Raw genomic sequence first — 13,789 nt, 5'->3', positions numbered from 1 at the left:
GAGTACCCTATCGCCGTTCTGTTGGAGTAGGCAACTATAGGACGTGAAAGGGCTATTGACGCACGAGTCGACTCGTTCCCGCTGTCCTCGGCCGGTTCATCGCACCGCGCTGACCTCGACGTAGGCGTCGGAACTCAGCAGGTTCTTGTCGTCGCTGACCAGGTCGCCGACGACGTCGATGCGGATCCGTCGTTCCGAGGGGTGCTCGTTGAGGAAGGTCGCCACCGCGGTGGTGACCTCGTCGGTCAGCTTCGCCACAGCCGCACGCGCGCCGCCGGCATCAGAGTCGGTGTCGCCCTTGTCCTCGATGAGGTACTGCAGGACCCTCGCATCGACGTCGACCCGCACGTTGTGCTTGACGAACACCTCCTGCACCATCTGGCGCAGCTTCTTCCGCACGATCTTTTGCTGCGTTGGCAGCGACAGCGGCTGGAAAGGCACGATCGCGTCGATACGGCCCAGGAGCTCGGGCGGAAACCGGTTGTCGCCCGTCGTTGAGGAGATCGAGCGGCGGATGAGCTTCTCGTACTCCAGCAGTTGCTTGCCCGACCCGGTGTCGTCGGCGGCGTACTGCGAGATGTCCTTGTAGATCTCCGAGCCCGCGTTCGTCGTCAGCACGATGTAGGTGTTGAGGAAGCTCACCTCGCGGTTGTTGTCGTCGTTGAGTCGGCCGTCGTCGAGCACCTGCAGCAGCACGCGTGTCACCATCGCCGAGGCCTTCTCGACCTCGTCGAAGAGCAGTACAGCGTGGGAGCGGTCCCACACGCGCTTGGTGAGCTCAGAACGGAACGCTGCGAACGACGAGTCCTCGGCGTACTCCGTCATGTCGAACCGGATGAGGTGCCGCTGGTCGTCACCGAACAGCAGTCGCGCCAGCTGCTTCGCCAACTCGGTCTTGCCGACACCGGTGGAGCCCGTGAACAGCAGGCTCGCCATCGGCTTTCCTTTGTCGTTGAGGTCCGCCACCGACAACTGCAGACGACGCGCCACCGCGCCGGTCGCCCAGTCCTGGCTGAATACCTTGGCGTCCAGCTGCTGCTTGATCTTCGCGCCGTCGACCCGGAATGCGACGTTCACGTTCAGGGACTCCATGAGCACGTCCGAGAGCAGGTCCCGGTCCATCGGCCGGTGCGTCAGGCGATGCCAGCCGACCATGGAGTCGAGCACGAGGATCGACTTGCGCGGCTGGGCGCTGGCCGGCATGTAGCGCTGGGTGTACTCGTAGATCTGCCGGAAGATGTGGTCGTCGTAGAACTCGTTGGCCACGCCGTACCGTTCGGCCATGCCCTGCAGGATCTTGATGGTCGTCGCCTGGTCGGGCGGGTTGAGATTGATGCGCTGCAGGCGCTCGACGAGCGGCTGGTTCGGCGAGATGTGCTTGTGGAACTCCTCGTAGGTCGTCGCCGCGATGATCCTGATGCCTCGGGTTCCCGAAGCCGCGAGGACCGGCTTGATCGCCTCGACGGCGGCGTCGGAGAGTTGGATGATCTGGTGGAACTCGTCGATGAAGAGCACCAGTTCGTGCTTCTCGTCCTTGACGAAGTCCTCGGCCTCGTCGAAGAAGCCCTTGAGCTTCGCGGCCATGTTCTCGGCGTTGCCCGCTTCGGAGATCATGCGCGCCGGGTCCACCTCCAGGTAGAGGCGGTCCATGTCCACCAGCATCGTGGCCTGAACCAGGGCGGTGTTGTGCGTCGGCACGAACCCGGGGCCGCACAGATACATGTGGTCCTCGTTGTCGACCTGGATGCACTTACCCGGCTGGGTCGGCGCGGGGGAGATGTCCGTGATGTAGAGCCGCTCCTGGGTCGAACGCGTCGTGCGCGGCATACGAGCGGCCTTGCGCGGCAGACGGAACACCTGCTGCGCCGTGGTGAACACCATGCGGTGCCGCGGCTTGCACTTCACGAGCTCGCCGTGGGCGTTGCGGTATCCCGCAGCCGACTCCGTACAATTCACCTTGATGCCCAGCGAGCGGATCAGCTCCTCGGCGCCAAGCGCCAGCGTCTCGTCGGAGAAAGCCAGCTCGCAGATGCCGTGTTCGTCAATCGTCCCGTCCGTGTCCATGAGCCCCTGCAGCAGCGCCAAGCGCTGCTCGATCGACCCACGCAAGTAGACAATCGGGATGTGCTTGCGCCTGAGCGCGCCGACCTGGCGCAGCTGCGCCCGGAGTCCTTCGGTACCTACGGTCTTGTCATCGCTCGTCAACCGATGCGGCTTGTAGCCCGCCGCGTCGATCTGCTCGATCAGGTGGTCCATGTCGGACAACGTCTCGCCGTCGGCGAGCAGATCGGACTGGGTGAACGTTCCCTTCCCCACTGAACCGTCGCCGAGCCACGCTCCGAGGACGTAGGGATCGACCAGTAGATCGGCCTCCGGCAGATCCAGGGGCTCGGTGATACGGATGGAGAACCGGCGGCGCTTGCCTCCCGCGCACAGCACACCAGCGTCCACCATCTGCTGGGTTGTGAAGACCGACTCCTGGAGTTCGCCGTTGGTGCCCCACGACGTACGGCGGAAGGCCTGCTCGGACAGTGCCTTCAGCGCTATCTGGGTGTTGAACTCGTGTACATGGACCGTAGAGGTCCGAGTGCCGCCCTTCCAGGTCTGTTCCGTGGTCCGCGTCGCATCGCGCCGCTCCACACCCTCCTTCGACAGGTACGTGTGCAGACCCGTGGGCCTGTGCCACGTCACGCCCTCAATCTCGCTGATCAAGTTGATCAGTTCGCTTGCCGTGGAGAACTCGGGGACGTCGCCCTTTGCCAATGCCAGGAGAGCCTCCCTGCGGACCTGGACGCGATCGCGACGCGCCTGCGTCGTCGCGACATTCGTCGGATACGACTCCGCCCGTCCGGAGACAGACGCCACCAGCCACTGGTGATCCGCGCAGGCGGTGACCACCTGACCGTCGCTCAGTGCGATGTCGTACAGCACCGGCGTCTCGTCGACCTCGGTGACGTACGAGACCCTGGTCGGCTTGCCGTCGCGCCCGAGCACGAAGTCGCCGGGCTGCAGATCGCTCATCGTCGTCCATCCGGACGGCGTCGGAATAGGAGTGCCCAGCGGCAGCAGCTTTCCGCTACCGGCTTCGGCCAGCAGGAGTGCATTGCACAGCTCAGGCCGGCTCATGGAAGCCAGCAACTGCATCGTCTCGTGCTCACGGCCGACGATGTCACGCTCGGCCTTCTTCAGTGGCTCCGAGAGCTTGGACAGGAGTGGGTAGCGCTCATCGAGCTGTGCCTCGTGAAACATGCCGCGCAAGACCTCTCGACTGGACTGAAGATTCAACTGGAAAATCAGTCAAAATCGTATCACGAGTCGCATTCGATAGGTTATTTAATGGGGAACGCAAAAGGCCCCGGAATGGACTCCGGGGCCTTTCGTGTCGCGGGTCGCTCACTCGCCGATAAGGCTTGACTCGACCTCGGTCTCAGCCGACCGCCGGCTCGTCGACCTCGACCTCGGCTGCCTGCTCCTGCTTGGCCTCGGGAGCCGGGGCCTGAGCCTGCGACTCCTTGGCCGCCGCCCGTGCCTCGCGGGCGGCGCGCATGGACGCAAACTGGTTGTCCAGCGTCTTGTCGTCGATCTTGAACTCGGAGGCATCGACGGACTTGGTATTGACCACCAGGCCAGTGCCGCGCGTCGCGGGCATCACGTTGCCCTTGAAGCCGTAGATGGTACCGACCTCGTTGCCGTCCTTGTTCAGGATCGGCTCGGTGTTCGGACCCGCGGCCTTGATGATCTCCCCCATCTGGCCGGTGGAGTACGGGGCGCCGTTGTTGTAGCGGACCTTGCCGTCCTCACCCTGAACCCGATCGGACTTCAGATGCAGGTTCGTCTGCTCCGGACCGCGCGAATCTCGAGCGTCGAGCTGGACGTCGACGTACTGGGACTTGCCGTCCTTGGTGACGCCGTTGTTGTAGACCTTCGCGATGAGGTTGACTCCGGTCATCGCGCCCTTGCCCTTGAGAAGTGCCATGATCTCTTCCTTTCGTTTGTTCCGACTGCCTCTGATAAGTCGGGTGCGATCAGTCACATCGCCTGGACAAGGTATTGAGTCCCTGCCGAACGCTCTTCACGCTAATACTGTTATAGAGCATTCGACAAGACCTATGACTAGCCTTTCTGTTCGTGTTCCAAGTCGGTCGGGATGGAAGGTGACTGTGAGTCGAATGCCATTCCGGCATCCGCTGTGGTCACAGCCTGATCGGCCTGGGCCTGGACCCGCACGACGAGGCCGGCGTCGAGCGACGAAGCCTTGGACCGCCGCATCCGCTCGGCCTGGTCGCGCCCGGCGCGCAGCTCCGCGATCCGGGAACGCAACACGAGCGTGCCGGATTCCTCGTCCGTCTGCTGAGGCGTCAGCTCCCGGGAAACCCGTGTCATCGCCGCGACATCGTCCACCGGCAGATCAGGAATTGCCTCGGCCTGGCCGGACTGGTCCAGGTAGTCCATCGCCGCCAGCAGTAGCCGGCGGCGATCCCTGGTCGTCTCGACGAAGGTCTGGCGTGCCTGCGGCCCGATCTCGATGTCGGTGACGAAGTCGTGTCCCAGGTGGTGCAGGTCCAGGGCCTTGACCTCGCAGAAGTCATAGGCGGCACCGGCGACGATCTTGAAGTCCGTGCTGACCGCGTCGGTCTCCGTACTCGCCGGATCCTCGGCGCTCGACCCCGCGCGCAGCACCAGGCCGGAGGAAGCGAGATCAGCCCGCAGGCCGTCCAGCTTCTGGTCATAGGACTGCTTCATCGTCCGGATGCGCGCGTCCAGCACCGCCCGGCCGCGCTTGCCCTCGGTCAGAAGCCGGCCGCCGGGCTGATCGTAGATCGTCCGGCCCAGGTTCTCGGCCTCCTCGGAGTCTTTCATCCGCTGCAGGGAGGCATCCGCGCGCAGCGCCATGAGCGAGATTAGCCGCTGGCCGTAGGCCGCCACGTCCTGCTGCTGCTCGTACCACTGGCCGGCGTCCCCGAGGAAGGGCAGGAAGTGCCGGTATTTGCTCATCAGCCGCCGGTGGTAGTTCTCCTCGAAGCGGTAGAAGTCGTAGAGCGGACGCGAGTCCTCGGCGGCCACGTCGGCCTTCTCGGCCTGTTCCCACTGGTGCGCGAGGTCGCGGTAGACCCCGGCCTTCTCCCGGTGGTGCTGCAGACGTGAGGCGTAGCTGCGCAGTCGGAAGCCGAAGGAGACCAAGTCGGCCTCAGCATTCTCGTCTTCGCCTTGCCGGTCCGCGGCGAGCACCGCCATCTGCTGGTAGTCCATCCCCATGACTTCGAGCATCGGCGTGCGCACCCGCAGCTCCGACTCCGGTATGGCCCGCAGCAGCTGGTAGATGCCGTTGACGGCGCGCTCCATGATCTGCGCACGTCCTTGCTCGACCAGCTTCTGCCATGCCTCCGTGCTCAAAGACTCCTTCGCACGGCGTTCGTTGGCGTAGTCGACGATGCGTTCCATGGCCTCCGGCATCGGGGATCCGGCACGGTTGAGTTGCTCCTTCACGAGCTCGGTCACCAGTTGGTTCGCCTTGCGTATGCGGGCGTCATTGGAGCCGGCGCGCCACAACGTTCGGTCTGCCGGCAGGCAGGCGAGCAGGAACTGCGGCAGGGACTCGGCGCGGATCCGCTCGTGCGCCCACCGCTTGATGAAGGTGGTGACGTTGCGCCGCTCGTAGCCGACGGCGCTGGAGAGATGAGCCACCGCCTGCTTCTCATCGAGCCAGGCGTCAACACCGCGGCGGAGCCTGGACTTGTGCCGGTCCAGAAGCTTGCCGCGCTGCGTACCGTTCTTCGTCACCTGGCCCCGGCCGCCGTCGACCATGGCCAGGTGGCAGTGCACGTGCTCGGTGTCGACCTGGATGACCCCGACGTAGCGCAGGTCGTCGAAGCCGCTGGTGCCCGAGCTCATCCGCTTCAGGCCGTGCATAATCGCCATGCGCAGCTTCATCTGGTCGATGTGGCCGCGGTAGTCGCCGCGGGCTTCGCAGTGGAAGTCCTCGTCGACGATCTTGCGCTTCCGCAGGTACTCCTCGTCGAAGGACAACACTGTCTTGAGCACGGTCTTGCCGTTCTCGAAGTGCTGCTGGATGTCCTTACCGGCCGTGCGCAGCTGCTCGTCGGAGAGCGAGACCGAGCCATAGCCGAATGCCACGCCGCCGTTGCCCTGGGCCTGGCGCATCTCCGTCTTCGCTGTACCTCGCGAGATGCCTACGCGCTCGACGGCTGACTCCCGCGCCATGTAGCGCGTGATGAAGTCGTCGGTGCGCAGGCGCTGGATGGGAGCCAGCGACTCGGTCGCCTGCTCGCGGGCCATGTACCGGGTGACGTAGTTGCCCGGCGTCGCACCGCGCGATCCCTTGCCGCCGGGCAGCGGCACACTGAACTCGTTGACCACGATGATGTCCTGCTTCAGGCCCATCGTCGCTCTCCTTCCTGTCTCGGTACCGATGCACTACGGCCCCGGCTGCTGTTCGCCAGCAACCGGGGCCGCGCTCGTCATGGCTGATCCGTCCTCAAGTCCCCAGGCTCTGCTCGCCGTCCTCGCCGAATTCCAGGTCGGCCGCACGCTGGGTCACCTGGCGCTTGCGCTCGTCCAGACTCGGAGCGGGCTTGACCTCAGGTCGCCGGGTCTCCTGTGGCTGCTCCTCCAGATCCAGGTTCAGATCGCGCTGCGCCTCACGGGCCGGGGCCGGGGGAGCCAACGGCTCCTCCTGCTCCTCGGCCCGGTGCAGAGCCCCAGCCACGCGCTCCCGGTAGAGGTTCTCCGTGGTGCCCTCGGTGCTCGCGCGCTCGGTCTGGTACTGCTCCCGTTCGGCGGCGATCTCCGCTTCGATCTGCTGCAGACGCGCGCTCATGCCGTCAGCGACCGGCGCTGCCTCAGGCACGGGCGCTCCGACGACCTGCTTGACCTCGGTGTCCAGGCCCAGCTCGTCCTCGGTGAACAGCGAGTTGATCGCGTCCGAGCGCGCCTTCAGACCACGTGCATTGACTACGGCCTCAGCCTGCGGGACGCCGTCCTTGGAGTGGTCGGCGAAGTAGCCGGCGAGGTCGTAGCCGCTGGACTCGAGATCGATCTCCAGGCCCCCGATGTCGTGGATCTGGGTGAAGACCACGGGCGCATCGCCTTCGGTCTGCGCCCCCGACGGAGCGAGGACAAGCATGTCCGACGTGGCCGGCAGCTCCCACTCGATCCCGGTGACCTGCTCGGGCACGGCGAAGCCGCTCGTGAAGTAGCCCTTGCTGGCGAGCACGACCAGCTGCTGGTCGTCGAACTCGTAGAAGGCGTCTACCTTCTCGCCCTGGCCGGGGGAGTAGGTCACCTGGGAGATGCCGAACGGCAGGGCCTTGGCCGGGGTGACCGAGCGCAGCTCGCCCGTCATGTGCAGATACGGGCGGTACTTCTCCTCCTTGCCCCGGTGCTTGAGGTCGAGCGATTCGACCATGACGCTGAGCTCGGTGGTCACCCCCTCCAGTCGGTACGTCTCCACTCCTCGTTCACGCAGGACACGGTGGGCCCATACGTCGTTCATCGTCAGTCCTGCGGTGCGCATCACTTGCTCCTCTTGCGGTTGGTCTTGCTCTGGTTGGTGGTCCTGGTCGTGGACTTCGGTGTGACGTCGGCCCCGGTCGTCTCGCCCTGGGCGTCCCGGATCTTCGCGATCATCCGCGTTGCCCAGCGCCACATGCCGCGCATCACGACGATCTCGCCCGCGGCGAGCAGTGCGACCAGGAAGAGGAGCGGCATCAGCCACATAGCGATGGTTCCGTCCGCATTGAGCGCACCCCGGGATGCGCCCGACTGCTGGTGCAGCCATGCGCCCAGCAGCGGGATGATGACCATGGCTGTGATGAACGCCAGCAGGTAGTCGGTGAGAAGGACGGTGGCCCGGAAGAACCCCGCCCACACCACGACGGAGAACCTGCCGGTCTCCTTCTTCGGGGCCAGACGCCGCCATCCGGTGCGCAGCTTTGAGTGCTTCTGTTCTTTCATGGGCTTCGCCGTGATCTTCTTCGCCGTCGCGGCCGTGCTCGTCGGGGCGGTCGTCTCGGTCTTCTCCAGGCTCTGGGTCGACATGTTCGTGCCCTTACGTCTCGTTGGGGTCTTCTGGGGTGTGTGCTGAAGCGGTGGGTGCTTCGCTCACCCGGTCGGCTTGGGGGAGGGGTGTTCCTCGCTGGCGGCAGCGAGGGCGTCGCGGGTCTTGCTGGAGGCCCGATAGGCGTCCAGCGACGTCACCGTGCCGACCTGAGAGGTGGAGTAGGTGAAGACCGCGAACTCGCTCTTGGCAGCGCTGTTCTGCTTCGGTCCAACGCGGACCGGATCGAGCCGGGCCACCCCCGTGTAGGAGTAGTTCAGGCCCTGCACCCGACTCACATCAATGTCCAGATCAGCGAGCGTGTACGTCGTCCCAGCGCCCTTCGTGGCTCCGGTCGCCGTCATCCACTCCGGCACGAACTCGGTGAGCACCCGGGACTTGTGGTCGAGGAAGCCGTAGCGCGCGTCGAGCAGTACCTGCTGCTCCTTGATGGTCCGGGTCGACGCCGAGCTGTCGGTGAGGCTGAGCAGGAGGGACCGGCCCGTCGCCCTGTCACGGTTCACCCGCTCGATGTCCATGCCCGGCAGCTGAACCAGCAGCGCCGTGTGCTGTGTTGCCAGCTTGGCCTGGGCGTCGCCGAGGTTGCCTTCGAGCTTCTGACTGACCGCATCGGCCTGGGTGCCCGACGCGGCCGGGCCGTCGCTGAGCAGGCTGGCTCCGAGCGTGACCACCGAGAGCGCGAGCAGCGCCCCGGTACCGCCGAGCAGGATCTTCCCGGTGTGCTGACGCAGCTTGTCCTTGATCTCCTTGTTCACGGTGCCTTCACCTCCTGCTTCAAGGCTTCGCCGGTGGCCGTCGTGCCGGTCTGGATGTTCACGAACGCCTTGCGGACCAGGTCGTAATCGGCGCGGGCCCAGGCCAGCACCGCCGGCTTCTCGCCCGCACCTGTCCTGGTCTCCATCGCCAGCCAGGTCACCGTGATGGTGCTGTCGTCGTTGACCAGGTAGGGCACCTGGGCGACCCACTCAAAGCCGGAGTTGAAGCTCATCGGGATCCCGACGTCGGCCGCCACGTCCTTGTCACTGGCGAGCAGGTACCACGGCTCCAGGTCCGCCTGGTGCACCGAGGGGGCGAAGTAGGGGATGAGGTTGCGCAGCGTCGACTGAGACACCGCCGTGTCGAGCGTGCCGCCGCCTGCCGCCACGCTGGGCGTCAGGTAGCGGTAGTCGTTCTGCAGCTTCGCGACCTGACCAGCCGCCGTCAGGGCCGCGGTCAAACCACGCTCGGCGTCGTCGGCCTTCGGTAGTGCCGCCGTCTTCGCCTCGGTGATCCTGATCTGCTCCTGCACAGAGGGGATCTTCGGCGCAGCCGTATCGCTCACCGCGCTCTGACCGCCGGAGAACCCAGCGGAGAGTACGAAGCACAGCAGTGCGCCCACACCCATGCTCACGCCGGCCACGAGGGTGCGCTTGCGCAGGCCGCCCGCGGGTTCCGTCTGCTCAGGAGTGTCCGCGCCCTCCTGCGAGGACGCGGACGTCGCGACGAAGTGCGTCTTGCGTACTGTGCCTCCACTCGACTCATCGGTCTGTGTCGATGCCATTAGCCCTCAACTCGCCGTTCCACTCGAATGTCAAGACAACTCTATCAACAAGGCGAATCAAAAGAGAGTCTGAGTCATCCGGAATAGCGAGTCTCGCCACTCGCCGGGACGCCGGAGAGATCCGAGACCTTGCCCTGGGCGTCGACCGTGACGAGGAGCAGCGCGCGCCGGTGCGCCGTGACGCTGGCTTTGCTCGCCTTGTTCTGGGATACCGCGTCGGAGGTGACCTCGACGTCGGCCAGGACGGCGTAGGTGTAGACGCCTGCCTTGACGTCGACGACCTCGATGTCCGGATCCGCGCCGAGGGCCGAGTTCAGGCCGACTGTGTCGATGTAGTAGTAACGCCGCCCTTGGGAGTCCTCGTTGAACCTCGACGGAGGCATGAACGACTTCAGGAACGTCTCGTTCTCGGCGAGGCCGAACCGGCTCTTCAGGCTCGCGCGCGCCGCCTCGTAGCTCTGTCCCGAGTCCCACGTGAAGACCACCGAGAGCAGCGACTTGATGTGCTCACCGTCGGTGCTCAGCCGGTTCTGGCTGACACCCAGGGCCGCCGTAACATCCGCGTTCACCTGCTCGGCGTTCTTCTTCTGGATGCCTGCCAGCCGTCCCTCGACGTCGTTGATCTGGGCTTCCTGCTCAGCCAGGGCCGCGTGCTGGCTGCTCCAGGTCACGCCGGCAACCGTCGCGACGACCGTGAGGACCGCTGTCGTCACCAGGACCGAGAGGTTGCGCCGGAAGAATCCCCGCCGCGTGGGTGCTGCCGTCTGCTCCGTCATCGCTTCCCGCCCTTCTTCTGTGTGCCCCTGCCGCTGAATTCACGGACTCCGGACCCGGCCGTCATCTTGATCGCGGGGTTCTCGTACTGAGCCCCGGCGGCGGTCATCACGAGCGCCAAGTGGTCAAAGGCCCCCGTCGTGCCGTTGTGCACGTAGCGAGTGCTCGCCCAGGCGAGCACCTCGCCGCTCTTCGTGTCCCGACACAGCCAGACGACCTTTGCCTGGTTTGTCGCGCCCGAGCCGTTCTTCATGCTCAGGTCTGGCATCACCGTCTCGACCTTCCATGCGTACGTGCTCGGGGCAGCTGCGTTCTGGCCGGCGTAGCGGATGTACCAGGCGTGGCGCGGATCGATCTCGGAGGTCGCATCGAACGGTGTCAGCGACGACAGGCTGTACGCCTCCTTGTCATCGATCAGGAAGGAGTCCCTGCTGAACAGCGGCGCCATTTCCCGGCGGTGCTTGATGATCTCCAGCGTGGCCTGGTTCGGGGCCCCGTTGTTCGGGCTGGGCTGGACGCTGGACTGGTGATACAGCTGGGCGAAGATCTGCTGCCCGGTCGCGACCTTCTTCGCGTCGGCGGCTGCCGCCTTCGTGAGCTTCAACAACTGCGCGCCAGCGTCTGCCTTCACGGGTGTGGACTGAGCATCGGCCAGCTTCCCCTTGAGCTGGACGATCCGGGCCTCGTTGTCAGCCGTGGTCGTCTTGAAGCTCTCGCCCGTCACCCCCGTGGCGACGACCAGAGTGAGGACCCCCACTCCCATCACCGCGGCTACGCCGCGCCGGATCAGGCGCGAGTGGTCCTCCGGGGTGCGTGCCTGGATTTTCTCGCGCCGACGCCTCGTCCAGTTTGTGAAGCGCTCCTCGAGTTCGACACCGGTGAGCTTCCTGCGCGTCCTCGGTGCCGTGGGCTTCTCCTCGGGCGTCGGCCCGGTCGACACCACGTTGTCGTTCCCCTGCTCTGGGCTCGCGCTCTCAGACTCCCCATAGGCTGTCGCCACGGAACACACTCCTCACTTGACATTGCTCTCATAAACGACTCAAGTCTATCTCTAATGCCATTCATGGCTGAGTTCGAATCCATTCGACAGGGTGGCGAGAGGTGAGCCGGAAGTTCACCCTGTCCCAGGCATGAAGAAGCCGGCGCCCAGCGATCCGGGCACCGGCTTCTCGCTCCGAGATCAGATGCGGCGCATCAGGCCTTCTTGATCTTGTAGGAGGGGAGCATCCGATCCGACATATCCACGAACTTCCAGCCCTCGGCCGCCATCCGCGCCGCGCTGTCGACCCGTACCCGGCCCATGTAGGCGCAGTAGCCCGCCTCGCCGACGATGACCTCGTCGCCCTGGACCCCGAGCACCACGAGGGTGTGGCCGACGGGGCTGTGTCCCGGCCAGGACCCGACCGAGTAGGGGACCGGGGTCGACTGCATCTTCTTGCCGGTCTCCTCCGCAATCGTGTACGCCGTCCGCTTGCCGTCACCGGCCGGGTAGGTCTGGAACGTCGTGTACTTGTTCACGAAATAGGTCGAGAAGCTCGTGCAGTTCATCGCGTGGTCGTGCCCGCACGAGCCAGGCCCGCCCTGGTCGCCGTATCGGCCGTCGAGGAACTTGTCGCCCTCCTTGTTGAAGAGGTCAACCAGGACCTGCGCCTCTTTCTGCGTCATCCCGCCGTCCTTCCGTGAGACGGAACTGCCGCCCTTGGAGGTGCAGTTGCCCAGGATCGTATCGATCCCGTTGCCGATGTTCTCGATGATCCCGCCGACGATGTTCTTGACGCCGCCCACGATCGAACTGTCGACCGACCAGCCGCTCATCTTGCCGAACCACATCTCGGCGTTGTCGCCTCGTGCGGTGAGCCCGGCCGCGCCGTCAGCGGAGCGCTCCCAGTTCTCGTGGAAGTGCAGCGCCGCCGCACGCGGCGAGCCCTGCGACTTCTTGAGCATGTCCTTGAAGACCGTGGTGTCGCCCGGGTTGTCGCCATCGGCCATGAAGGCCAGCTGGGCCTTGATGGTGTACCAGTCGACGCCCTTGCTCTTCGCGTACTGGCGCAGCAGCGTGTTGCGGCCGAGAGTCCACTGTCCGAGACCGATGCCCTTGTCCGTGTTCTGTGCAGCGCTGGCCTTCTCGGCGGTCATGGCATACGTCCCCGTGGGGAAGTTCTGCACGCTCGTCGGGTCGATCCCGGACTCCTGCGACCAGTTGCCGAGGATGCCCGCGATGTTCTCCATCGGCATACCCCAGCTGCTGAGCACCGAGTAGATCTCCTTGGCGTTCTTCTCTACGCCCGCCGGGACGGTGGCCCCGGAACCGTTGCCGACGCTACCCGCGTTGACGACGCACCCCGTCCCGTTCGCCTTGATGCTGCCCTCGGTCAGCGCCGTCGAGTTGAGGACGCCGGTCAAGACCGTGCCCAGCAGAGCAACGGTGGCGGTCACCGCGGCCACGCCCGACATCGCTGCCGCTACAGGGGCCATCGTCGCCGTGACGGCGACGCCCAGGACCGCGCCGACCCCCTTGGCTATAAAGCTGCCGATCGCCATGAACGGCGCAGCGATCGCATGACCAACCGCCTTGACGATGTTGACGATGAGCGTCCACAGCAGATTCCCGGCGTTGATGGCCATTGCCATGGCCGCGAAGAACATGGACTTCAGCCAGTTCAGAAGGGCCATGGCCATGACCACACCCATGGCCGGCGGAGCAGCAGCCGCGCCACCGCCGACGGCGACACCCTTGGCCGCCTTCGAGCCCAGGCCCTCGTCGTCCTTCGACGCACCGCGCTCGTAGCCCGTGCCGCCAGCACCTAGCTCGCGCTGGTCGGCCGGTTTGGCGTCCGGGCTGCCACCGGTGACCTTGGATGCGCCCGTGACCGCGTCCTGGGCCCCCTCGACGCCGACGTTCTTCGCTGCGCCAATGGCGGCTCCCGGAAGCCCGCCAGCCTGTGCGCCGGCCACGGCACCGGAGACGGCAGCTCCCGCGTAACGCCCGGCGTTACGGCGGGTCGCGCTGCTGCCGTCTCCCTCGATCGCCTTTTGGGCTGCACCTCCGGCCATGTTCCCGGCGACGCCGTTCATGCCCTGCTTGATCATCGCCCCGGCATTCGCGGCACCGGCCGCCGTGCCTGCGGTGTTTGCAGCGTCCGGCATCTTCGGCGCGGCCTCTGGCATCTTCGGTGTCGTGTTCACCGAGCCAGAAGGACCAGAATCATCAGCCCCCGGCCCCGGGAGCTGCTTGGGCACGCTGGCCTTGCCCTTGGGAGGCTTCTCGATGCCCTCCTTGGGGCCGAGCCTCTTGGTCCCGCGACCCTGCCGGGGCATCCCCTGACTCACCGACGTGCTCGGCTGGTCCTTCGTCGTCCCCTTCTTGGGACTCCGATTCGGCTTGTCGGTGGCCATGT

At 65.6% G+C, this 13,789-nt stretch carries 10 protein-coding genes; all 10 read right to left on the bottom strand.

Going from position 1 to position 13,789, the window contains the following annotated elements:
- Positions 1 to 96: 96 nt before the first annotated feature.
- The 10 genes from ACQP17_RS04755 to ACQP17_RS04710 all read right to left on the bottom strand — a co-directional run bounded on the left by ACQP17_RS04755 (position 97) and on the right by ACQP17_RS04710 (position 13,787).
- On the bottom strand, positions 97 to 3,249 hold the full coding sequence (locus ACQP17_RS04755) for an AAA family ATPase (RefSeq protein ID WP_433855088.1): 3,153 nt from the start codon (positions 3,247 to 3,249) through the stop codon (positions 97 to 99).
- Between the two features lie 178 nt (positions 3,250 to 3,427).
- Positions 3,428 to 3,976 carry a hypothetical protein gene (locus ACQP17_RS04750; protein WP_433855087.1) on the bottom strand — a complete coding sequence of 183 codons (549 nt, stop codon included), beginning with the start codon at positions 3,974 to 3,976 and terminating at the stop codon, positions 3,428 to 3,430.
- A 137-nt stretch (positions 3,977 to 4,113) separates the two neighbouring features.
- A complete protein-coding gene (gene mobL / locus ACQP17_RS04745) occupies positions 4,114 to 6,402 on the bottom strand; it encodes a relaxase MobL (RefSeq protein WP_433855086.1) in 2,289 nt (762 codons plus the stop codon).
- 94 nt (positions 6,403 to 6,496) lie between these two features.
- Positions 6,497 to 7,534 carry a hypothetical protein gene (locus ACQP17_RS04740; protein WP_433855085.1) on the bottom strand — a complete coding sequence of 346 codons (1,038 nt, stop codon included), beginning with the start codon at positions 7,532 to 7,534 and terminating at the stop codon, positions 6,497 to 6,499.
- On the bottom strand, positions 7,534 to 8,058 hold the full coding sequence (locus tag ACQP17_RS04735) for a hypothetical protein (RefSeq protein ID WP_433855084.1): 525 nt from the start codon (positions 8,056 to 8,058) through the stop codon (positions 7,534 to 7,536). Before ACQP17_RS04735 ends, ACQP17_RS04740 begins: the two co-directional genes overlap by 1 nt.
- 63 nt (positions 8,059 to 8,121) lie before the next feature.
- Positions 8,122 to 8,832, bottom strand: coding sequence for a hypothetical protein (locus ACQP17_RS04730; protein WP_433855083.1), 711 nt, complete (start codon positions 8,830 to 8,832; stop codon positions 8,122 to 8,124).
- Positions 8,829 to 9,617, bottom strand: a complete 789-nt coding sequence (locus ACQP17_RS04725; protein ID WP_433855082.1) for a hypothetical protein — start codon at positions 9,615 to 9,617, stop codon at positions 8,829 to 8,831. The genes ACQP17_RS04730 and ACQP17_RS04725 overlap by 4 nt, the downstream gene beginning before the upstream one ends.
- Positions 9,618 to 9,691: 74 nt before the next feature.
- Positions 9,692 to 10,393, bottom strand: a complete 702-nt coding sequence (locus ACQP17_RS04720) for a hypothetical protein (protein WP_433855081.1) — start codon at positions 10,391 to 10,393, stop codon at positions 9,692 to 9,694.
- On the bottom strand, positions 10,390 to 11,391 hold the full coding sequence (locus ACQP17_RS04715; RefSeq protein WP_433855080.1) for a hypothetical protein: 1,002 nt from the start codon (positions 11,389 to 11,391) through the stop codon (positions 10,390 to 10,392). The genes ACQP17_RS04720 and ACQP17_RS04715 overlap by 4 nt, the downstream gene beginning before the upstream one ends.
- Before the next feature lie 194 nt (positions 11,392 to 11,585).
- Entirely contained in the window at positions 11,586 to 13,787 is a 2,202-nt protein-coding gene (locus ACQP17_RS04710) for a phage tail tip lysozyme (RefSeq protein ID WP_433855079.1), read from the bottom strand.
- Positions 13,788 to 13,789: the final 2 nt, after the last annotated feature.

It is taken from the genome of Streptomyces kronopolitis (genome assembly GCF_050953795.1).
Taxonomy (GTDB): Bacteria; Actinomycetota; Actinomycetes; order Streptomycetales; family Streptomycetaceae; genus Streptomyces; species Streptomyces kronopolitis_A.
Note: the sequence above shows the minus strand (reverse complement) of the source record. Positions and strands in the feature narration are given on the sequence as shown.